We start from the raw sequence: 21440 nt of genomic DNA, 5'->3' as shown, positions 1-21440 counted from the left end.
TCAGTTCTCCTGGCGGTGGTGTCCGCCGGCCAGGATCGCTTCGGCGAGCACCAGGTCCAGCGGAGTAGTTATCTTCAGGGACAGCTGTGAGCCCTCGACCACATAGACCTCGGCCCCCAGCGACTCCACGAGCATGGCATCGTCGGTGACGGCTGCCGCAGCGGCGGGGTCAAAGGACAGGGCGGCCTGGTGGGCCCGGCGCAGCAGGGCAGCATCGAAGCCCTGCGGGGTCTGGACGGCGCGGAGCCGGGCACGGTCCGGGGTGCCGGTTACGCGGCGTTCGGCCGCGGCACTCTCTGCCTGCGGCACGGGGGCGGTGTCCTTGACCGTGTCCACCACGGGTACGGCGGGGATGACTGCTGTGGCACCGGCTGCCAGCGCAGCCGCCACACGGTGGAACACCTCCGGCGGGGTCAACGCACGGGCGGCATCGTGGACCAGAACGGCATCCAGGTCCGCCGGCAGGACCGCGAGGGCGGCGCGGACGGATTCGGGCCGGGTGGCACCGCCGTCGACCGCACGGACCGCCGCCCCGAACTCCGCACAGATGCCGCGCATGAGGGTGTCGCCGGCCGGCACGGCAACCACGATCGCCGAAGCGATGTCCGCCGCCTGGACGGCACGCAGGGTGTGGAGAAGCATCGGTTCACCCGCAAGCGGCACCTGGGCCTTGGGCATGCCGTAACCGAGCCGCTGGCCGGATCCTCCGGCTACTACGACGACGCCGATCCGCGGCGGGCGGGAAGAAGAGGGAGACACAGCTCCACCCTAATGCCCGCGGATGGTGCACAAACAACAATTGCCGGCCCCGAGGGACCGGCAATCGAAGGAACCAAAAAATGCTGCCTAGCTCGCGAGAACCTCGTCGAGGACAGCTGCCGCCTGGTCTTCATCCGTCTTCTCAGCAAGCGCCAGTTCCGAAATAAGGATCTGGCGTGCCTTGGCGAGCATTCGCTTCTCGCCTGCGGACAGCCCGCGGTCGTGGTCGCGGCGCCAGAGGTCGCGGACGACCTCGGCTACCTTGACGACATCACCTGACGCGAGCTTTTCCAGGTTTGCCTTGTACCGGCGCGACCAGTTCGTGGGCTCTTCGGTGAGCTCGGCCCGCAGGACGTCAAAGACGTGCTCCAGACCTTCCTTGCCCACTACATCGCGCACCCCTACGAGGTCGACGTTCTCAGCCGGTACTTCTATGGTCAGATCACCCTGTGCCACCTTAAGCTTGAGATACATTTTCTCTTCGCCCTTGATGGTCCGCATCTTGATCTCTTCGATCTTCGCGGCACCGTGGTGAGGATAAACAACTGTTTCGCCAACCTCAAAAACCATGTGGTCTTTCCCCTTTCCCGGCCCTCAGTTTATCAGAGTTGCGACACGCCGAGTAGAGTTTTCGCAGGTCAGGTACTGCATGGGCCTTGGTGTAGGTAGTATTCCGCCTTCCGCAGGTATTCGAAGCGTCCCGGCACCGTCCTCCCACCCCTGCCCGAACCGGCCGTTAAAACCAGTTTTTCGGTGTTTTGCCGATAGGCTAGGCAGCAAAGATAGCCTCAGGTCGGTAGACCGCAATACTTCAGGAGTTTGTGCTGTGAGATTCACACCCAAGAACCGGGTCGGGCGCACCGCTGCGGCCGGTGCCATCGCGCTGGCCATGCTGGGATCGGCTGGCTGCAGCGCTGTGAACGAGCAGGCAACCACCCGTGAGTACTCCCCCTCCGACGGGATCGTGCAGGATGTCGGAGACCTCCAGCTGCGCAACATCCTGGTGGTCAGCCACGGATTCGGCGAGCCCGGCCGGCTGATCGGCACAGTAGTCAACGACTCGGACAACACCCAGGCATTCACCCTTGCAGTGGGCGGCTCCACCCTCTCCTGGAGCCTGCCGGCCGGTGACAAGGTGATCTTCGAAGACGAGTCCGAAGACAAGGTCAACGTCTCCACCGTTGAAGACGAACCCGGCACCGGCATCGACGCCCAGCTGAAGCTCAGCGGCGAGACCACCGCCCTGAACATTCCCGTTGTCAACGGCGACCAGGCGGACTACCGGCCGTACCTGCCGGCAGGGTCGACCGCCCCGCCGTCGGAAACAGCCACCGCTGAAGAGACCGGCGGGGCCACCGAGGGGCACTGACAGCCCGGTCTTTCCTCAAGATCCCGAAGGGGGTCGGCGCTGCGGCGCCGGCCCCCTTCTGCGTCCGCGCTCCGGTCAGGCCTCGAACTTGTACCCCAGCCCGCGGACGGTCACCAGATGCTGAGGCGCGGAGGAATTGTCCTCGATTTTTGCCCGTAGCCGTTTGACATGGACATCCAGCGTTTTGGTATCCCCCACGTAGTCCGCCCCCCAGACCCGTTCGATCAGCTGACCCCGGGTCAGGACGCGGCCCGAGTTCCGAAGCAGCAGTTCCAGGAGCTCGAACTCCTTCAGCGGGAAGGGGACCCTGGTGCCGTTGACCTGCACCACATGCCGGTCAACGTCCATGCGCACCGGCCCCGCTTCCAATGCCGCCCCGGCAAAATCCGTGCCCTCGCCCCGGCGCCGCAGCACCGCCCGGACCCGGGCGAGCAGTTCGCGCGCGGAGTACGGCTTAGTGACGTAGTCATCCGCACCGATCTCGAGCCCCACCACCTTGTCGATCTCCGCATCCCGGGCAGTGAGCATGATGACGGGTACGTCCGAGCGCTGGCGGATCCGGCGGCAGACTTCCGTCCCCGACATCCCCGGCAGCATCAGGTCCAGCAGGATCAGGTCAGCCCCGGTCTGCTCAAAGGCGGCAACGGCGTCGGCACCGTTATCCACTACGGCAACGTCGAACCCTTCCCTCCCCAGCAAATAGGAAAGGGGATCGCTGAAGGACTCCTCGTCCTCGACTATCAGGATGCGGGTCAAGCGGTAACTCCTTGCTTCGATTCGCGGATATCCGCAGGGTCCAGTTCCGGGAGCCGCACGGTGAAAGTGGATCCATGCCCCGGACGGGACCACAGGTCCACTTCCCCACCGTGGTTGGCCACCACATGCTTGACGATGCTCAGTCCCAGTCCGGTTCCTCCGGTGTCCCGCGAACGGGCGGAATCGATCCGGTAAAACCGTTCAAAGACCCGTTCCTGTTCCTCGGGGGCGATGCCGGGGCCCTGATCGGTTACGGCCACCTGGGCCATGCCGTTACGGGACTGCAGTCCGATCCCCACCCTGCTGCCCTCGGGTGAGTACCGGATGGCGTTGTCGATGAGGTTACGGAAAGCGGTGGTGAGCATGGCGGCGTCTCCGTAAACCGCGGCGTCGGAACTTCCGCGCAGGAGCACTTCAATGTTCTTGTTCTCGGCATTGAGCCGGTTGGCCTCGACCGCATCCTCGAGGACCCTGTCCAGGTCCACCTGCCTGGCACGGTCCACGATGTCGGTGCCCTGCAGCCGGGAGAGTTCAATAATGTCCTGCACCAGGGCGCTGAGGCGCACGGATTCCCGGTGCATGCGTCCGGCGAACCGGCGGACGGCGTCCTCGTCTCCGGCGGCATCGGCCAGCGCTTCGGAAAGCAGCGAGATAGCGCCCACCGGCGTCTTGAGTTCGTGGGAAACATTCGCCACGAAGTCATTGCGGACTTCCTCCGTGCGGGTCATCTCCGTGCGGTCATCGGCCAGGACCAGGACGTACTCCTCACCCACGGTCGCCACCCTGACCTGGAGGATGAGGGAGCCTTCACCGAGCGGTCCCCGGGGAAGCTCCATGCGGGCCTCTTCGATGACGCCGTCGCGCCGGACCCGGGCACAGATATCCAGCAGCCGGTCGTTGACGATGGTGTGCCCGCGCACCAGGCCGAAGGCGTACGCGCCGGGACTGGCCCGGACGACGCCGTCGATGGCATCGGCAACAATGTAGGCCCGTCCGATGACACCCAGGACTTCGGCCGCGCCTTCCGGGACGGCGGGCTCGGAGATTTCAGCCAACTCCCGCCGCTGGCGCTGGCTGGCCACGTAGGCGAGGACACCGAAGGCACCGACAGCCAGGCCGAGGACGCCGGCAAGCAAGGCCAGCAGTACAGGATTCACCCTCATAGCTTAGGCCGGACCGTAACCCGTTGAAGGAAAAGCCGGTGGCTTTGCATCATTCGTTAAACTAACGTTCATCTAAGGGGTCCGGCCGGTTCATCTCCGGCTGGCATCCTGCAGGAGCGGCCAATGCCGGTCGGCCCTTCCGGCCCGGCCGGACCGCCCCGCACAGCAGCTGACCCACCCGCTTTTCGAGAGGACCCTTTAAGTGCGCAAGGTTTTCCAGGCCGAGCTTCACCAAATCGGTGAAGAACTGACCCAGATATCCCAGCTCGTAACGGAGGCGATGCGGAAAGCCACCCTCGCCTTCGAAGGGGCCGACATCGACCTCGCGCAGGATGTCATCGCGGCCGATGCGAGGATCGACTTCCTGCAGAATGACCTGGACGAGCGGGCCATCGATGTCCTCGCCCTGCAGGGACCCGTCGCCAGCGACCTGCGGATGATCGTGGGATCGCTGCGGATGAGCGCCTCCCTTGAACGCATGGGTGACCTGGCCCGGCATATCGCCCAGCTTGCCCGGCTGCGGTACCCCGCCAACGTGGTCCCGGACAACATGGTTGAAACATTCCGGGAAATGGCGCGCCTGGACCTCCGCATCTCCGAACAGCTGACCGAGCTGCTGGAGACCCGGAACCTGGAGATGAGCAAGGACATCTACGACGCCAACAGCCGGATCAATGAGCTGCACGCCGGGGTCTTCAAGTCCATTGCCTCCCCGGAGTGGAACGTTCCCGCGGTCAGCACGGTGGACCTGACACTGGCGAGCCGCTACTTCGAGCGTTTTGCGGACCACGCCGTGTCCGTCACGCGCAAGGTCAACTACCTCGTGACGGGTGAATGGCACCCGCTCTCCGAAAGCGGCGTCTAGCCGGACCCGGCTGGCATAGGAAAGGGCGGTCCCGTTGGGGGGACCGCCCTTTCCTTTGTAAAAACCCTGGCCGGAGCCCTCCGGCGCAGGCGCTACTTCTTTTTGCCCTGGTTCGCCACGGCCTTGATGGATTCAGCGGCGGCCTCGGGATCGAGGTACGTGCCGCCGGCCTTGACCGGCTTGAGGTCCTCATCCAGTTCGTAGACCAGCGGGATGCCGGTGGGGATGTTCACGGAGGCAATGTCTGCGTCGCTGATACCGTCCAGGTGCTTGACCAGGGCACGCAGGGAGTTGCCGTGCGCGGCGATCATCACGGTCTTGCCGGTGCGGATGTCCTTGGAGATGTCCGACTCCCAGTAGGGCAGGAACCGTTCCAGGACGTCCTTGAGGCACTCCGTCCGCGGCAGTTCGTCGGCCCCGAGGTCCGCGTAGCGGGGGTCGTGGGCCTGGGAGAACTCGCTGTCATCCGGCAGGGGCGGCGGCGGGGTGTCATAGGAACGGCGCCAGAGCATGAACTGCTCCTCACCGTATTCGGCCAGGGTCTGTGCCTTGTCCTTGCCCTGCAGGGCACCGTAGTGGCGCTCGTTCAGGCGCCAGCTGCGCTTGACGTCGATCCAGATGCGGTCGGCGGCACCAAGTGCCAGGTTGGCGGTGTTGATGGCCCGCTGCAGCCGGGAGGTGTAGAGAATGTCCGGGAGAACGTTGTTCTCAACCAGCAGCTCTCCCCCGCGGAGGGCTTCCGCACGCCCGAGGTCCGTCAGATCCACGTCCACCCAGCCCGTGAAGAGGTTCTTTTCATTCCATTCACTCTGCCCGTGGCGCAGAAGGATCAGTTTGTAGGTCATATAAGCATGGTATCGGAGAGCGTACCCGGCAGGGAGGGCGGAGCCGGTGTGGACCGGGCCGCACCCGGGGTTTCCCCCGAGCACTGCGTGCAGGGGCATCCCTCAGCGCCAGCTAGCATTGTCTGGTGCAAAAGCCCCTTAAACCCGTAGGAACTGTGACCAGGGGCACTACAAACCCCAATCGGCTTCGACGGGTGGACCGCTGGCTGGCAGGACCGGCACGATGGCGCCTGCGGCAGGCAGGCGACCCATTGATCGTGGATCTGGGCTACGGCGCCGCGCCTACCACCGCCGTCGAGCTCCACGGCCGCCTCGGGCGGGTGCGGGCAGACGTGGAAGTGATGGGAATTGAAATCGACCCGGCCCGCGTCCTGGCGGCCAAGCCCCTGGAACGTTCCGGCCTGAGCTTCCGCCAGGGCGGCTTCGAGCTGCCGGTCGACGGGCGCCGGCCCGTGATGGTCCGCGCTTTCAACGTCCTGCGCCAATATGCGGAGGAGGATTATGCCCGCCACTGGGACATGGTCTGCTCGCGGCTGGCACCGGGTGGGATATTCGTGGACGGCACCTGCGACGAAATCGGCCGCCGTGCCACCTGGGTGGAGCTGGACGCGGACGGTCCGCTGTCGCTGAGCATTTCCCTGCGGTTCGGGGCCTTCGAGCGCCCGTCCGATGTGGCCGAACGCCTGCCCAAGGCGCTGATCCACCGCAACGTTCCCGGGGAGCGGGTCCACGCCTTCCTACAGGCCATGGACCGGGCGTGGGAGGAAGCCGCACCGATGGCGTCCTATGGGAACCGGCAGCGCTGGCTGGCGATGTGCGGCGCTTTGAAGGCGGACGGAATGCCGCTGCTGACCGGGCCGTCCCGCTGGCGGCTGGGGGAAATCACCGTGGCCTGGGAGGCCGTCCGGCCCTCGTAGGCAGGGTGTACCGCCTGGTCCACAGCGACCTGCGCTGCGCGGTAAAACAATCCGTCCCGGTTAAAGCAATCCGCCCCGGGGCGGCCGTTGCGGGCCGGTCCGGGGCGGCCGTTGCGGGCCGGTCCGGGGCGGACGAAAATCAGTAGCTGGCAGCTGTTACCAGGGGCCGTACGGGCCCTGGTTGCTGTTGCCGCGGCCGCGTGAGCTTCCGATGGCCGGCTTCACATCCGCCAGGTAGACGCACGCTGCGATGACGGCGGCCAGCTGGAACAGGATCAGGCTCAGCGACGGGATCACTGCGGACAGCACGCCAACTGCCGCGGCCCCACCCGTGAGCCCCAGCCAGAATCCCTTGGTCCGCTTGTAGGCACGCTCAAAATCGGCGGGCTTGCGCCGGGCACAGTCAAAGAGTGCCCACAGTTCAATGCCGAGGGCTACCAGGCCCAGGGCCAGGTAGAGGTAGTACTGAATCAGGATCATTAGGGCCACAGCGCTAGCCTACCGTGTAAGTGCCTGTTCAAGGTCCCCCCAGAGGTCCTCAACATTCTCGATGCCGACGGAAAGGCGCAGCAGCCCTTCCGGGACGGTGTGCGGCTCCCCGGGCTGGCGGCGCCGCCGTTCGATCAGTGATTCGACCCCGCCGAGCGAAGTGGCCGGAAGCCACAGCTCGACGGCTTCGGTAACCTTCTCCGCCGCGGCTGCACCGCCGTCGACCTCAATGCAGAGGATGGATCCGAACCCGGACATCTGCGCGGCGGCCCGGGCATGCCCGGGATCGTCCGGCAGGCCCGGATACCGCACGTGCTCCACCTGGGGAAGGTGCTGCAGCCTGCGGGCCAGTTCCCCGGCGGTGGCCTGCGAGCGCTCCATCCGCAGGGCCAGGGTACGCAGCCCCCGCAGAGCCAGCCACACCTCAAACGGCCCCGCGACCGCCCCATGCAGGGAGCGGTACCGGAGCAGGCGGTCCCGGAGCCCGGGATCGGATGTCACGGCCGCGCCCAGGACGACGTCGGAATGTCCGGCCAGGTACTTGGTTACCGAGTGGACAACGACGTCGGCGCCGAGGTCCAGGGGACGGGTCACCAGCGGCGTCGAGAACGTGTTGTCCGCAACCACCAGGGCGCCGGCGGCGTGCGCGGCGTCTGCCAGCGCCGCGATGTCCGCCACTTCCAGCATGGGGTTGGTGGGGCTTTCCACCCACAGCATCGACGCGCCGTCGAGCTGCGCAACCACCTCTTCAGTCTCGGCAATATCCACTGTCCGCACGGAGAACCGGCCGTTCGCTGCCTCCTCGGCCGCGAGCAGCAGCGATCCCTGGTAGCTGTGACGCGGCATCACCACCACGCCGCCGGCCGGCACCAGGGACAGGGCGGCCATGACGGACGCCAGCCCGGAGGCGAAGACCAGTGCCGGCAGCTCCGCACCCTCAAGCTCGGCCAGCGCCTGCTCGAAGGGATCCCAGGTGGGGTTCAAATACCGTCCATAGCCGCGCTCCCCCGGGACGGGCGTTCCGGTGCCGAAATAGGTCGAAGACAGCACGATGGGCGGATTCACCGGGGCATCGTGCTCGCGGGGCGGGCGGCCGGCGGACACCACCAGGGTCTCCGGAGAAACGGGGTGCCCATGCGCGGGGGTATGGCTCATATGCAACAGCCTAGACTCCCGGCGGCAGCACCGCCGCGCTGTGTTGTTCCCCTCCCCGGCAGCGGCTGCGGCGGGGCGGCGGTGGAAGGGCTCAGTGCGGGTCCACCGAACTGGGTAGGCTAGGCGGGTGAGCAATTCTAATCTCCCCGAAACCCGCGGCCTGTTCGTTGCCATGGAAGGCGGAGACGGCGCCGGGAAGTCCACTCAGGCCCGCCGGCTGGCGGCCGCGCTGCAGGAGACCGGCCGGACGGTCCTGCGTACCCGCGAACCCGGCGGAACTCCCGTCGGCGAGCAGCTGCGGGCACTGGTCCTTGAACACGGCAACGGCGACATCGATGCCCGTACCGAGGCGCTGATCTTTGCCGCCTCCCGGGCCGCGCACGTGCAGCAGGTCATCGAGCCGGCACTTACCGCCGGGACCGTGGTGGTCTGTGACCGCTACATCGACAGTTCCGTCGCCTATCAGGGGGCCGGACGGGGACTGGGCACCGAGGCGGTGCGCAGCCTGAACACCTGGGCCACGTCAGGCCTGGAACCGGACCTCACCGTCCTGCTCGACGTCGACCCCGAACGCGGAAGGGACCGGCGGACGGCCGGCAACGCCCCCGAGGACCGGCTCGAATCCGAACCGGATACCTTCCACCTGCAGATCCGCCGGGCGTTCCTGGAAACCGCCGCCGCTGCCCCCGACCGGTATCTGGTGCTCGACGCGGGCCGGCCGGTGGACGAACTGGCGCAAACCATCCTGCAGCGTGTGGAAAAGCTGCTGCCGTGAGCGTATGGGATGACCTGCAGGGGCAGGATCCGGTGGTGGAGCAGCTGCGCCGCGGTGCCTCCGATGCCCGGCCCAACCATGCCTGGCTCTTCACCGGCCCGCCCGGATCCGGCCGCTCCAATGCCGCCCGCGCCTTTGCCGCCGCGCTGGTCTGTGAACAGCAGGACCCGGCGCTCCGCGGCTGCGGCGAATGCAAGGCCTGCCGGACGGTACTGGCCGGTTCACACGCCGACGTGATGTCCGTGACCACGGAGAAGGTCACCATCAGCATCGACGAGGCCCGTGACCTGGTCCGCAAGGCCCAGGACAAGCCGTCCACCGGCCGGTGGCGCGTCATCATCGTGGAGGACGCCGACCGGATGCAGGAACGCAGCACCAACGTGCTGCTCAAAGCCATCGAAGAGCCGCCGCCCCGGACCATCTGGCTGCTCTGCGCGCCCAGCCCGGGTGACGTCCTCGTCACCATCCGTTCCCGCTGCCGTCCCGTGGGGCTGCGGCTGCCGCCGGTTGAGGATGTCGCCGATCTCCTGGTCCGGCGTGACGGCATCGACCCGGCTGTCGCGCTGCACGCGGCGCGGGCCGCGCAGAGCCACATCGGCGTCGCCAAGCGCCTGGCCACCGACGACGGCGCACGCCAGCGCCGCGAGAGCATTGTGCGGCTGCCCTTGTCGCTGCGGAATGTCTCCGGTGCCATGAAGGCCGCGGCCGATCTCGTGGCCCTGGCCGAAGCGGAAGCCGCCAGTTCCTTTGAACAGCGGGACGCTGCGGAGAAGGAAGCGCTGCTCGCGTCCCTGGGCGCGCCCGCAGGCGGGACCCTGCCGCCGTCGCTCCGCAGCCAGGTGAAACGCCTGGAGGAGGACCAGGTCCGCCGGGCCAAGCGCTCCAAGAACGATTACTTCGACCGTGCGCTGACGGACCTGCTCTCCTTCTACCGGGACGTGCTGATGATCCAGCTGGGCAGCTCCGGCCCCCTGGTCAATGAGGGACTCCGCCGGGAGCTGGACGAGTTCGCGGCCTACGGCTCCCCGGAACAGACGCTGATGCGCATGGAGGAGATCAACACCGTGCGCCGCCGCCTGGTGACCACCAATGTGGCGCCGCTGCTGGCCATCGAAGCCATGGCAGTGAGCCTGCTGTAATGCCGCAGCCGTCCTTCCGCCGGCCCGGCCGGTCCGATCCGCAAGCCGCTCCAGGAGTCAGCATGACCACCGCCACCGCCCGCCGCCGTTTTCCACGGCTGGCCGCCGCCGCCGCTTCGGTGCTGCTGCTGGCCTCCGGCTGCACCTCCGCACCGGGCACTGACGAGAACGACGGCGGAGACTCCGCCAGCACTGCAGCAGCCGATGTCATTGGCGACGTCCCCGGCGAGCTGCGGGAGTTCTACAGCCAGGACGTCGACTGGACCGGCTGCGAGGGCGACTTCCGCTGCGCCACCGTCACCGTGCCCATGAACTATGCCGACCCGGGCGCAGGAACAGTGGAGCTGTCAGTGATCATGGCGGAGGCGGACGGGGACGCCCGGGGCACGGTCCTGATCAATCCCGGCGGTCCCGGCGGATCCGGTTACGACGCCGTCAGCCAGTCCATGGAAAGCATCACCAGCGACCGGCTGCGGGATAACTTCAACCTGCTCGGGTTCGATCCGCGCGGCGTCGGCCGGTCCACACCGGTAAAGTGCCTGAGCGATCAGGAGATGGATGAGGCCCGGGCTGAATACATCGATGCAAGCACCCCGGAGGGCCTGGCTGCCTCACGGCTGAGTGCGAAGGAGTTCGCGGATGCCTGCGCGGCCGAGACCGGCGAACTCCTCGGGTTTGTCGACACGGCCAGCGCTGCCCGCGACATGGACATCCTGCGGGCGGTTGGGGGTGATGAGAAGCTGAACTACCTCGGCTTCTCCTACGGCACCTATCTGGGCGCCACGTATGCCGAGCTTTTCCCGGAGAAGGTGGGCCGGTTGGTGCTCGACGGCGCCCTCGACCCCTCCTCCAGCAACGAGGACATCACGCTCGGCCAGGCCCGGGCCTTCGAAAAGGCCATCCGCGCCTACGTCGAGGACTGTGTGGCCGGCAGCGGCTGCCCGCTCGACGGCAGCGCCGACGACGGCGTCGCGGCCATCCAGGAACTCCTGGCCTCGGTCGAGGCCCGCCCGATGACGGCGGGCGACGGCCGCCTGGTCACCGTCTCCACCTTTGTCAGCGGCTTCATCCTCCCGTTGTACGACGACGCGAACTGGCCGGTGCTGTCGCAGGCACTGGAGAGCGCCCTGCAGGGCGACCCGACGTACATGCTCCGCCTGGCGGACATCAGCGCGGACCGCGCCGAAGACGGCACCTACCGGTCCAACAGCACCGTGGCCTTCAACGCGGTCAACTGCCTCGATTACCCCATGGTCAGCGACGACGCACAGATGGCAGCCGACGCCCTGGAGCTGGCGGCGGCGTCCCCCACCATCGGCAAATACCTCGCCTACGGCGGCGTCACCTGCGAGGCGTGGCCGCACGGACCCGTGAATGAACCGCACCCCATCAAGGCCTCCGGCGCGGCGGACCTGCTCGTGATCGGAACCACCGGCGATCCCGCCACCCCGTATGAATGGTCGGAAGCGCTCGCGGCACAGCTGGAATCCGCGGTGCTGGTGACCTGGGAGGGCGAAGGACACACGGCGTATGGGCGCGGCAGCCAGTGCATCGAAGACACCGTGGACGATTACTTCATCGACGGAACCGTGCCCAAGGACAACACGGTCTGCTGATGAGCTCCGACTGCGGCCGCCATTTTGACCCGCACCCCCGGGACGTATAAAGTAGTTCCTTGTGGATTCTGGCCGTAACCGGTCAGGTGAAGCCCGCCTCCTTAGCTCAGTTGGTAGAGCGTCTCACTCGTAATGAGAAGGTCGCCAGTTCGATTCTGGCAGGAGGCTCAGCTAAACCCCCGGCACCTTCGTGCCGGGGGTTTTCTGTTGTCCGCGCCTTGCGAATAGGGGAAATACTGCGCTTAAATTCCAGCTTCCTTGCGCCGGAATTTGGGATTTTCCGTTGGGGGCCGCCGTAGCCTCGAAGAGGAACTGCACGGGCAGAATACCTGCGGACGAAGGGGATACTCATGGACACAGCATTGACGGGTCACACTACCCGCCGCTACACCATGGTCGAGCGCGATTTCTTCCTGGCACCGTTCTGCAACGAATGCAACCGCCGCATGGTCCCCGACTGGGTGGAGGACAGGGGCCGCTGGGTCATCACTGGTTTCCGCTACCCGGGCGTGCGCTGCAGCAGCCACGAGCGCCGCGTCCTTCCCGAGTACTTCGGGATCTCCCAGTATGTTCCTGCCGAAGGTTCGCAAATGCGGCGGGAAACCACAACGTCTGCGCGGCGCCCCCACGCCGGCAGCCGGTTCCTGGGGCTGGGCAGCAAACGCGCACAGCGTACCCTCGCTTAGCAACAGGTCCCTTGATACGCCCGGCCGTCCCCGGGTAATTGACCAGGAACCCTCGTCGTTTTCCCCAAGAAGCGGCGGGGGTTTCTGTTTTAAGAGCCGTTCCGCGGTTGACAGCGTTCCGCAGTTGACAGCGTTCCGCGGTTCAAAAGTGCTGGATTCAGCTGCTGCGGTTGCGGGCAGCCACGGTTGAGAGCTGCTGCGCTTGAAAGATACTGCGTTTGAAAGATACTGCGTCCAGGTCCCTGTGCGGGAACCGCCCGGTCAGTTTTGTGCCGGGGGCATCCTGCCGGCCAGCAGCGCTTTGATGCGGTCTTCGGCATCCGGCAGGGCCGAGGTACTGGCAGCTACGTTGGCCTCTTCCACAGCGCGCACTACTTCGTTGCGCTGGATCTTGACCCCGCGGGGTGCGTCGATGCCTATGCGCACGCCGTCACCGCGTGAATCCAGAACAGTGATGACAATGTCATCCCCGATCAGGATCTGCTCCCCGGACTTGCGTGTTAGCACCAGCATCCGCCCACTCTACCCCACGGCGGGGCGAAGGGCGGGAAGCGTGGAACCGTTCAGCACGGCGGGTTTTCCTCTCCGGGGATCAGAGGGGTCAGAGCACTGGAGTGGGCGAGGGGCCGCCGTCGAGCCAGCCGATAGGCAGGCCCAGCTCGTTGACGGACTGCGGCGTACCCGTAGTGTCGATGCCTTCGACGGCTGCGGCGTCCACCACCGCCGCTGACCGGACCGCCCCCACCCACGCAGCGGTGTCTTCGGACTTCCGGCTTGCGTCGACCGCGACCCAGACCTGATCGGCGGCCAGGGCGGAGATCAGCGTGGTGTGCCGCCCCATTTCGGTGCCGGTCCGGCCCAGGCCGTAGGCCAGGAAGATGCTGTGGCCCGCCATCACGCCGGCTGCACGGGCTGTTGCCACCGCACGCCGGTCCGCCGCCCGGCCCACGCCGTCGGTCTCCAGGACTCCCGCGATCCGGACGGCTGCCGCGCCGGCACCGGACGCGTCAGCCATGGAACGGCAGACCTCCAGCGCGTCGTCGCCGAGGCCAACCACCATCACCAGGTCTCCTGCGCCTGTGAGCGGAGCAGGAGCCATCGGCACTGCACTGCGCTGGGCCGGTTCCAGGCTCTGGTTGATGCGGCCCAACACGGGCTGGCCGGGAACGCCCTGGTTCATTAGCTGCATTGACTGCTGCTGCAGCCCGGGCGTGAAGGCGGCGGAGCCCGACGCCGGGGCGCCGGTACTGGCTGCGAGGGTATCCATCAGCTGTGCGAACGCCGTGGAGTCGGTCGAGACGGCCGGAGCCGGTTCGTCCGCCGGAAGCACGGCAGGAGGCAGTGGGGCCGGGGCTGGTGCGCTCGGGGCAGGCGGAGCCGGGGCATGCGTCTCGGGGGCAGGCACAGGTTCGATAGCGAGGGGCTGTACCACGGGGGCCGCCTGGACAACGGCCTGGCCTGCGGAGCCGGACCGGTGAAGGGTCGACTCGGCCCGTTCCGCCTCTTCGAGGAGCGCCGAAATACCCGCCCGGCCGGATACCGTCCCGGCGGGCAGATCCGGTTCCACCGGCGCCCGGCGGCGGCCGCTGGGCGGCAGCTCCACGGTCACCTCGTAATGCTGGCGGGAAAGGAAACCGCCAATCCCGCCGATGGTCACCTTTTCCGCAGCAATAATCCGCGCCTTCGGGCCATGTTCGGCTAACACCTGGGCTTTCAGGACGTCAAGCGACGGCCCCTCAAGCTGAAATCGTCTCGGTTCCACGCACCACCCCTACAGTCTCGATACCGACATTACCCGCTGTTGCTTCCTGGTAGGACAGCACCGGCAGTCCACCGGTCTGGGCGGAGAGCAGCCGGCGCATCCCCGGGCGCAGGGCCGGGGCGCAGACCAGCACCGCGTTGAACCCGGCATTCTCGGCCGCCGCAACGGCGTTCTTCAGCGAGGCCAGCACGGTATCGACCTTGGCCGGATCAAGCAGGATCTGGCTGCCCTGGTCGGAGGGCCGCAGGGCTTCGAGCATGGACTGTTCCAGTGCCGGGTCGATCATGATCACCCGGAGGACCCCGTCGGCAACGTATTGTGCGGCGAGTGCTGGACCCAGCGCGGTCCTTGCGGTCTCGATCAGCCCCTCCGGATCCTGGGAGACCTTGGCGCGCAGCAGCAGGGACTCGTAGATCCGGGGCAGGTCGTTGATGGGAATCTGCTCCGCCAGCAGTCCCTGCAGCACCCGCTGCACTTCCGCCAGGGAAAGCACATTGGGAATCAGTTCGTCCACGGCGGAGGGATTGACCTGCTTGACGCCCTCGGTCAGCACCCGCACGTCCTCGCGGGTGAGCAGCCTCGCAGCGTTGGCGGTGATGACGGAGGACAGGTGCGTGACCAGTACGGACACCCGGTCAATGACCGTGGCCCCCGACATTTCGGCGGCGTGCTGCATTTCCGCCGGAACCCACTTGCCGGCCAGGCCGAACACCGGTTCCACCGTGGCGGTGCCGGGCAGCCCGTCAAGGTAGTCCCCCAGCGCCAGGATCCGGCCGGCAGGGGCGTCCCCGCGTCCCGCCTCCACACCGGAGATCCGGATGACATAGGTGGACAGCGGCAGTTCCACGCTGTCGCGTGTCCGCACGGGGGGCACCACGATGCCCAGGTCCATCGCGATCTTGCGGCGCAGCGCCCGTACCCGGGCCAGGAGATCGTCGGACCCGCCCGTGACAATGTCCACCAGATCCGGTGCCAGGAGGATCTCGAGCGCATGAACGCGCATCTGTTCAATCAGGTCCTCAGTGGTCTCTGAGCTGGCGGGTGCGTCCAGGGCCGCCTGGGCGGAGTCCTTTTCAGCCTGATCGCTTGTCTCCTTGGATTTGATCCGCTGCGAAATGAAGAGCAGCAGTGCGCCGATGATCAGGAACGGGGCGATCGGCATGCCGGGGATCATGCCCATCACTATCGCCGCGCCGCCCGCAATCATCAGCGCGTTCCGGGACTGGCCCAGCTGCGCGCCGGCCGTGGACCCCATGTCCGCCTCGGCATTGGAGCGGGTGACGATCATGCCGGTGGAGACGGCCATCAGCAGCGCGGGAATCTGGGTGACCAGGCCGTCGCCGATGGTCAGCAGGCTGTAGGTGTTCACTGCTTCGCCGGCGGACATGCCGCGCTGGAGCATCCCGATGGCGATGCCGCCGATGAGGTTGATGATGATGATGATCAGGCCGGCTATTGCGTCACCCTTGACGAACTTCGATGCACCGTCCATGGCGCCGTAGAAGTCCGCTTCCGCCGAGACCTCCGCCCGGCGCTCCCGGGCCTGCGTGTCAGTAATCAGTCCGGCGTTGAGGTCCGCATCGATCGCCATCTGCTTGCCCGGCATGGCATCAAGGGTGAACCGCGCACCTACTTCGGCCACGCGTTCCGCACCCTTGGTCACGACCACGAACTGGATCACCACCAGGATCAGGAAGATCACCGAGCCGATGATCAGCGAGCCGCCCACGGCCACGTGGCCGAACGCCTCAATCACCTGGCCGGCATACCCCTCCCCCAGCACCAGCCGGGTGGACGCCACGTTTAGGCCCAGCCGGAACAGTGTGGCGACCAGCAGCAGGGACGGGAACACCGAGAAGTCCAGCGGCTTGCGGACGAACATGGTGGTCAGCAGGATCACCAGTGCCAGCAGGATGTTAATGATGATCAGCACGTCCAGCAGGCCCGCGGGGATGGGCACCACCAGCAGCAGGATGATGCCGATGACACCAATGGGGACGGCGAGCTTCAGGAGGTTGCGGTTGCGGTTCATGACGCGGCCTTACGGTGTTGTGGGGTGGTAACGGGTTCGGGCGGTGCGGCCGCCATGGTGTGCATGCCCCGGGCGGCGCCCCGCCGCTTCAGGGCCATAACGAAGGCCAGGACCCGGGCGACGGCGTTGTACAGTTCCGCGGGGATTTCCTCGTTGAGCTCACAGGCGCTGTGCAGGGCACGGGCCAGGGGGATGTCCGAGACCATGGGGACGCCCTGTTTTTCCGCCTCTTCGCGGATCCGGGAGGCGATGTTGTCCGCCCCCTTGGCGACGACCCGGGGCGCGGACTTGCCCGGCTCGTATTTCAGGGCAACAGCCACGTGCGTCGGGTTCACCAGGACGACGTCGGCATCCGCCACAGCGGCGATCATCCGGTTCCGGCTCATGGCCAGCTGCCGGGACCTGCGCTGCGACTTGATCAGCGGATCGCCCTCACTGTTCTTGTTTTCATCCTTGACTTCCTTTTTGGTCATGCGGGTGCGTTTGCGGTTGCGTTTCATGACCACCATGATGTCGGCAGCGGCCAGGACCAGGCCGGCGGCAACGGCAGCCTGCAGCAGCAGGGCGGTGCCTCCGCCCGCTGCTTCCAGGACGGCCGAGACCGGCAGCCCGCCGGCGGACATCAGCACCGGCATAAGCTGCTGGATCACCGCATAGAGGACCAGTCCCACCACTGCCGTCTTGAGCAGGGACTTGACGCCGTTCCACAGGGCCTGGGTGCCGAAGACGCGCTTGACACCGGTGATCAGGTTGAACTGTTCGAATTTGCCCTTGAATTTCTTCACGTGGATCCCGCCCTGCAGTCCGGCGGTCAGCAGGACGACGACGGCAACCACACCCAGCAGCGGGCCAAGGATGAAAGCCAGGGTGCCCAGCCCCTCGTTCATCTGGGTGAGGGCCAGCAACGGATCGGGGTCCGCGATGGTGGTGGCAACGCCTGCCAGGATATCCCCCGCGGCTTCGCTGCCGCGCGAAATGGTGAACGGCATCATCAGGGCAGCGGTGCCCACGCCCACCCACGCGGTGAGGTCTTCTGAACGGGAAAGCTGGCCTTTGGAACGGACTTCCTTCATCCGTTTCTCGGTGGCCTGCTCGGTCCGTTCCCCTGAGTCCTGCTCCGGCATCTATCCCACCCCCGTCAGCCCGCGCACGATAGTGTCGACCAGCCCGGAGACAATGCGGGGCAGGGCAAGGAAAACAACGGAAGCCAACGACAGGGTCAGCAGGATCTTCAGCGGAAAACCGAGGGCGAAGGCATTCAGGGCCGGAGCCACGCGGGTGAGCAGGCCCAGCCCGGCATCAGCCAGGAAGAGGACCACCAGCAGCGGCCCGGCAATCTGCACCGAGGCCAGGAACATCTGCGAGACCGCGGTGGTCAAGGCCGACGCCGGTTCGCTCAGGTCCAGTCCCCCGGTCAGCGGCAGCGCGGTGAAGCTGCGCAGCAGTCCGCCGATAATCAACTGATAGCCGTCCGAAGCGAAAAGCAGTGCCAGGGCGGTGATCTGGAAGACGCGGGTGAACTGGGCACCGTTGACCATGGACTGCGGATCGAAGGCCTGGGCGAGCTGGAAGCCGCCGAAGGTGTCGATGAGGTTGCCGGCGGACTGGACGGCTGAGAACACCACGAGCACCAGGAATCCCAGTACGGCACCCACCAGCAGCTCCAGGACCAGGGCCATAAAGAACGCTCCGGTGCCCAGCGCGCTGTAGTCCTCGCTCACCTGCGGCGCTATGGCGAGTGCCAGGCCAAGCCCGAGCATGGCTTTGATGCGCGCCGGGAAGGCGTTGTAGGAGAACGGCGGCGCGACGATCAGGAAGGCCACCATCCGCACCGAGGCCAGCAGGAACGCCTCGATCCACTCCTGGTCAAGGGTAATCTCCATCTAACCCCCGCCGAGCAGGGACGGGATCCTCTGGAACATCTCATGGGTGAAGGCCACGATTTCAGAAATCATCCAGTGTCCACACACCACCAGGGCGAGGGCCACGGCCAGGGCCTTGGGTACAAAGGACAGCGTGACTTCCTGGATCTGGGTAATGGACTGGATCAGCGAGATGGCGAACCCAACCACCAGCGCCGTGATCAGCACCGGCGCGGACAGCTTGGCCGACACCCACAGCCCCTGCATCGCAATGTCCAGTACGGCGTTTGTATCCACTAGGTACCGCCCTGGTAACTGTTGATCAGGGAGGTAATGATCAGGCCCCAGCCGTCCACGAGGATGAACAGCAGGATCTTGAACGGGAGGGAGATCATCACCGGCGGGAGCATCATCATGCCCATGGACATCAGTGCCGCGGACACCACCAGGTCAATGACCAGGAACGGGATGAAGATGACGAATCCGATGATGAACGCGGCCCGCAGCTCGGAAATCATAAACGCCGGGATCAGCGTGGTCAGTGGAACAGACTCGGGGGTTTCCGGGTTTTCCTGCCCGGCCGCGCGGGTCATCAGCGCGATGTCCTCTTCACGGGTATGCGCGAGCATGAACTGCTGCAGCGGCCCGGTCCCGGTGTCGAGGGCGGTATCGAAGTTGAGCTCACCGTTGAGGTACGGCTGCACGGCCAGCGTGTTAATTTCGCTGATCACCGGAGCCATGATGAACAGCGAGAGGAACAGTGCCAGTCCCGCGAGGACCTGGTTGGGCGGGATCGAGGGCAGCGACAACGCGTTGCGGGTCATGGCCAGCACCACGAAGATCTTGGTGAAGGAGCTGAGCATCAGCAGCAGCGACGGTGCCACCGAAAGCAGGGTGATGCCGATCAGCGTGGTCACAGCCGTGGAGGGCGAGCCGTCCTGGCCGTTGATGTCGATACTCAGCCCGCCGCCGTCGTCGGGCTCGGTGGGGGCGGCGGGATCGGTGGGTGCCACGGGGGGCGCCGGATCAAACGTGGTGGCATGGCCGGCGGCAGCGCCCAGCAGGAGCAGGCCAACCACAGCGAGGAACAGCGCAACAGCCAGTCCGAGGGTGTGCCGTACCCTGCGCACGTCGACGGCGGCGCTCACCCTTTGCGTCCCCGGCGGAGGGCTGCGCCGGCCTGGCGCCAGGTGTCAGGGGCGAGGATGGAACCGGACAGCGCGGACTTCGCGGGTACCGGCTGGACCGGCGGAAGGGCATGCGCCCCGCGGCCGGCACGGCGTGAGGGCAGGCCGGCGGAAGGATCTCCGGCGTACTGCGGATACGGGTCGGCAGCCTTGGCGGCTTCCAGCGAGGCAGCGAAACCGTCGTCCGACGTGGGCAGGGGTTCGGGTGCCGGGGGCAGTTCGGCGGTGTGCAGCACGTTCACCGAAGCTTCGGTGACGCCCAGGAGGAAGCGCTGCCCTTCGGTCTCGACCACCACCACGGAAGCTTTGGGGGTCAGCGGCTGCCGGCTGACGACGCGTACTGCGGGCTGGTTCGCTCCGTCGAAACGCGCGTTACGGGTGAGGTAGCGCTGGAGGAACCACAGGAGTCCAAGGACGGCGCCGAGTGAAACCAGGACGCGGAGTCCCAGAAACAGGGTATCCACTAATTGAGCCCCTCGACCACGTCCAGGATTTTCGTGATCCGCACCGCGTAGTCCTGGTCAATGACCACAACTTCTCCGTTGGCGATCAAGCGGCCGTTCAGCAGGATGTCTGCCGGCGCTCCGGCGGAGCGGTCCAGCTCCACGACGCGTCCGGGTTCGAGGTTCAGGACATCGCGCACGGACATCCGGGTGTGGCCGATTTCCACGGTCAGCGCCATCTCGATGTTGTTGATACGGCCCATCTTGCCCACGATCGAGGGGTTGGACTGCCCGCCCTGGGTGCCCGGGTTGTCCCGCAGCCGGATGGCGAACCATCCGGCGGTGCCCTCCGGGGAACGGAGTTCGAAAACGACGCTGGCCGGATCGGCGAAAAGTGCTGATGCGTCCTCGGTGCGGGCCTCACCGAGAACGCCGATGCCCAGCGTGGCGCTGGCGGCTTCGAGGGAGGGGCGCAGTACGTCTGCCGCCGAGACGAGCGCGGAATCGGTGCCCGCGACGTCGGCCAGGGGTGAGGAGCTGTCCAGGACCAGGGCCAGGTCGGCCGATTCGGTGCCCACGAAGGACGCGGTGACTGCCGTCGCGGTGTGCGACGCCGGCACTCCGGCCCCGTTATGCGGGATCGGTTCCAGGACAAGGGGGGTGGGCAGACCCCGCACCAGGGCGGAAACGGCGTCGGCGTGCAGGCTGTGCGGGCTGGACATGTTTACTTCTCCTCGATACTGACGATGCTGCCGGCGAGGCGTGACCCGCTGGCACCTACTGCTGCCTGCGCCAGCGTCTGTCCGTCAACGGTGACGTTCAGCGGGCGGTGGCGGGGATGCCCGAGATTCAGGACGTCCCCTACGGCAAGGTTTAGGACCATGGCGGGTTTCACCGTGATGGGTTCCAGCTGCAGGCACACCTTTACGGGCACGTGTGCAATCTGCATCTGGACAAGTTCGGCCGGCGTGGCGATGGTGGATGGGGTGCTCAGCGGGTCCAGCTGCGGGAGCAGGGCGGCCGCGGGGATGGCCACGGTGGCGGGAGCGGTGGTTTCGCCAACCACCATCTCGAAGGTGGCCACAATCATGGGGTCCCCGGACGCGGCGGCCTGGGCGAACTGCGAGTTGTACTGCACCGAGGCCAGGGTCAGCGGGGCGGAGAGCAGGTGGCCGAGGGAATAGTGCAGGTCCTCCACGGCGTCGTCCATGATTTTGCCCAGCAGTGCCTGCTCGATATGCGTGAACTTGCGCTCCGGGGCCGTCTGGAAGCCGGTGCCGCCGAGCATGTGCCCCACCCAGGACAGCGCGGCGGCCATCGGAAACTGGATGACTGCTTTTGCGGATGTGGTGGAGATGTTGAACAGCACCATGCCGGTGTTGTCCGGCAGGGCGGCGGCGTACTCGTCATAGCTGAGCACCTGCACCTGCTCGGAGGTGACCTGGGAGAGCACCCGGACCTTGGCGGTCAGCTGGGTGCCCCACTGGCGGGCGAAGGTATCGAAGGCCATTTCCAGCACCCGTGCGTGCTCGCGGGCCAGCGTGGTGGGCCGGCTGAAGTCATAGACCTCTACGGGCTTGGCTTTCACGGGCATGCTTAAGGAGGGTGAATCTTGGACCA

Annotated in this window: 24 protein-coding genes and 1 tRNA gene; 8 read left to right on the top strand and 17 right to left on the bottom strand. The window is 66.5% G+C overall.

Annotation, left to right across the window (positions count from 1 at the left end):
• Entirely contained in the window at nt 1-759 is a 759-nt protein-coding gene (ispD, locus tag QNO03_RS10685) for a 2-C-methyl-D-erythritol 4-phosphate cytidylyltransferase (RefSeq protein ID WP_289603306.1), read from the bottom strand.
• Between the two features lie 87 nt (nt 760-846).
• Nucleotides 847-1329 carry a CarD family transcriptional regulator gene (locus QNO03_RS10680; protein WP_066300159.1) on the bottom strand — a complete coding sequence of 161 codons (483 nt, stop codon included), beginning with the start codon at nt 1327-1329 and terminating at the stop codon, nt 847-849.
• Nucleotides 1330-1585: 256 nt separating this feature from the next.
• On the opposite strand from QNO03_RS10680, the gene QNO03_RS10675 reads away from it, so the two are divergent.
• The gene (locus tag QNO03_RS10675) at nt 1586-2128 is read left to right on the top strand and encodes a hypothetical protein (protein WP_289603305.1); all 543 of its coding nucleotides are present in this window, start codon (nt 1586-1588) and stop codon (nt 2126-2128) included.
• A 75-nt stretch (nt 2129-2203) separates the two neighbouring features.
• Here the strand turns inward: QNO03_RS10675 and QNO03_RS10670 are convergent, their stop codons facing one another.
• The gene (locus QNO03_RS10670; RefSeq protein ID WP_229950883.1) at nt 2204-2884 is read right to left on the bottom strand and encodes a response regulator; all 681 of its coding nucleotides are present in this window, start codon (nt 2882-2884) and stop codon (nt 2204-2206) included.
• Nucleotides 2881-4041: a sensor histidine kinase gene (locus QNO03_RS10665; protein ID WP_229950885.1), complete on the bottom strand. Its 1161-nt coding sequence runs from the start codon at nt 4039-4041 to the stop codon at nt 2881-2883. Before QNO03_RS10665 ends, QNO03_RS10670 begins: the two co-directional genes overlap by 4 nt.
• A 208-nt stretch (nt 4042-4249) precedes the next feature.
• Between QNO03_RS10665 and phoU the strand changes: the two genes are divergently transcribed.
• On the top strand, nt 4250-4912 hold the full coding sequence (gene phoU / locus QNO03_RS10660) for a phosphate signaling complex protein PhoU (RefSeq protein WP_229950887.1): 663 nt from the start codon (nt 4250-4252) through the stop codon (nt 4910-4912).
• 92 nt (nt 4913-5004) lie between these two features.
• Here phoU and QNO03_RS10655 read toward each other — a convergent pair whose 3' ends face one another.
• Nucleotides 5005-5757 carry a phosphoglyceromutase gene (locus tag QNO03_RS10655; RefSeq protein ID WP_229950888.1) on the bottom strand — a complete coding sequence of 251 codons (753 nt, stop codon included), beginning with the start codon at nt 5755-5757 and terminating at the stop codon, nt 5005-5007.
• Between the two features lie 194 nt (nt 5758-5951).
• Here QNO03_RS10655 and QNO03_RS10650 point away from each other — a divergent pair, with 194 nt between their 5' ends.
• A complete protein-coding gene (locus QNO03_RS10650) occupies nt 5952-6674 on the top strand; it encodes a class I SAM-dependent methyltransferase (protein ID WP_289603304.1) in 723 nt (240 codons plus the stop codon).
• 156 nt (nt 6675-6830) lie between these two features.
• Here the strand turns inward: QNO03_RS10650 and QNO03_RS10645 are convergent, their stop codons facing one another.
• Nucleotides 6831-7154, bottom strand: a complete 324-nt coding sequence (locus QNO03_RS10645) for a DUF2516 family protein (protein WP_229950986.1) — start codon at nt 7152-7154, stop codon at nt 6831-6833.
• 18 nt (nt 7155-7172) lie between these two features.
• Nucleotides 7173-8318, bottom strand: a complete 1146-nt coding sequence (locus QNO03_RS10640) for a trans-sulfuration enzyme family protein (RefSeq protein WP_289603303.1) — start codon at nt 8316-8318, stop codon at nt 7173-7175.
• Between the two features lie 127 nt (nt 8319-8445).
• Here QNO03_RS10640 and tmk point away from each other — a divergent pair, with 127 nt between their 5' ends.
• The 5 genes from tmk to QNO03_RS10615 all read left to right on the top strand — a co-directional run bounded on the left by tmk (nt 8446) and on the right by QNO03_RS10615 (nt 12534).
• Nucleotides 8446-9093: a dTMP kinase gene (tmk, locus tag QNO03_RS10635; protein WP_289603302.1), complete on the top strand. Its 648-nt coding sequence runs from the start codon at nt 8446-8448 to the stop codon at nt 9091-9093.
• Nucleotides 9090-10232: a DNA polymerase III subunit delta' gene (locus QNO03_RS10630; RefSeq protein ID WP_289603301.1), complete on the top strand. Its 1143-nt coding sequence runs from the start codon at nt 9090-9092 to the stop codon at nt 10230-10232. The genes tmk and QNO03_RS10630 overlap by 4 nt, the downstream gene beginning before the upstream one ends.
• 62 nt (nt 10233-10294) lie before the next feature.
• Nucleotides 10295-11848: an alpha/beta hydrolase gene (locus QNO03_RS10625; protein ID WP_289603300.1), complete on the top strand. Its 1554-nt coding sequence runs from the start codon at nt 10295-10297 to the stop codon at nt 11846-11848.
• 95 nt (nt 11849-11943) lie between these two features.
• Nucleotides 11944-12016, top strand: a tRNA-Thr gene (locus tag QNO03_RS10620).
• Between the two features lie 182 nt (nt 12017-12198).
• Nucleotides 12199-12534 carry a hypothetical protein gene (locus tag QNO03_RS10615; RefSeq protein WP_289603299.1) on the top strand — a complete coding sequence of 112 codons (336 nt, stop codon included), beginning with the start codon at nt 12199-12201 and terminating at the stop codon, nt 12532-12534.
• Nucleotides 12535-12795: 261 nt separating this feature from the next.
• Here QNO03_RS10615 and csrA read toward each other — a convergent pair whose 3' ends face one another.
• From csrA to QNO03_RS10565, 10 genes are all read right to left on the bottom strand, one after another.
• Nucleotides 12796-13047 (bottom strand): carbon storage regulator CsrA, encoded by a 252-nt coding sequence (gene csrA / locus QNO03_RS10610; RefSeq protein ID WP_229950897.1) that lies wholly within the window; start codon nt 13045-13047, stop codon nt 12796-12798.
• 88 nt (nt 13048-13135) lie between these two features.
• Nucleotides 13136-14239, bottom strand: a complete 1104-nt coding sequence (locus QNO03_RS10605; RefSeq protein WP_289603298.1) for a hypothetical protein — start codon at nt 14237-14239, stop codon at nt 13136-13138.
• A gap of 31 nt (nt 14240-14270) precedes the next feature.
• The gene (locus QNO03_RS10600; protein ID WP_289603297.1) at nt 14271-16328 is read right to left on the bottom strand and encodes a flagellar biosynthesis protein FlhA; all 2058 of its coding nucleotides are present in this window, start codon (nt 16326-16328) and stop codon (nt 14271-14273) included.
• On the bottom strand, nt 16325-17452 hold the full coding sequence (locus tag QNO03_RS10595; RefSeq protein ID WP_289603296.1) for an EscU/YscU/HrcU family type III secretion system export apparatus switch protein: 1128 nt from the start codon (nt 17450-17452) through the stop codon (nt 16325-16327). The genes QNO03_RS10600 and QNO03_RS10595 overlap by 4 nt, the downstream gene beginning before the upstream one ends.
• Complete coding sequence (locus tag QNO03_RS10590) at nt 17453-18211, bottom strand: flagellar biosynthetic protein FliR (protein ID WP_289603295.1); 759 nt, start codon at nt 18209-18211, stop codon at nt 17453-17455.
• Nucleotides 18212-18487 (bottom strand): flagellar biosynthesis protein FliQ, encoded by a 276-nt coding sequence (gene fliQ / locus QNO03_RS10585; RefSeq protein ID WP_229950908.1) that lies wholly within the window; start codon nt 18485-18487, stop codon nt 18212-18214.
• Nucleotides 18487-19338, bottom strand: a complete 852-nt coding sequence (fliP, locus tag QNO03_RS10580; RefSeq protein ID WP_289603294.1) for a flagellar type III secretion system pore protein FliP — start codon at nt 19336-19338, stop codon at nt 18487-18489. Before fliP ends, fliQ begins: the two co-directional genes overlap by 1 nt.
• Entirely contained in the window at nt 19335-19841 is a 507-nt protein-coding gene (fliO, locus tag QNO03_RS10575; protein ID WP_229950913.1) for a flagellar biosynthetic protein FliO, read from the bottom strand. The genes fliP and fliO overlap by 4 nt, the downstream gene beginning before the upstream one ends.
• Nucleotides 19841-20542, bottom strand: coding sequence for a flagellar motor switch protein FliN (gene fliN / locus QNO03_RS10570; protein ID WP_289603293.1), 702 nt, complete (start codon nt 20540-20542; stop codon nt 19841-19843). Before fliN ends, fliO begins: the two co-directional genes overlap by 1 nt.
• Before the next feature lie 2 nt (nt 20543-20544).
• Nucleotides 20545-21414 (bottom strand): flagellar motor switch protein FliM, encoded by an 870-nt coding sequence (locus QNO03_RS10565; RefSeq protein WP_229950917.1) that lies wholly within the window; start codon nt 21412-21414, stop codon nt 20545-20547.
• Nucleotides 21415-21440: the final 26 nt, after the last annotated feature.

This window comes from Arthrobacter sp. zg-Y877 (genome assembly GCF_030373105.1).
Taxonomy (GTDB): domain Bacteria; phylum Actinomycetota; class Actinomycetes; order Actinomycetales; family Micrococcaceae; genus Arthrobacter_B.
Note: the sequence above shows the minus strand (reverse complement) of the source record. Positions and strands in the feature narration are given on the sequence as shown.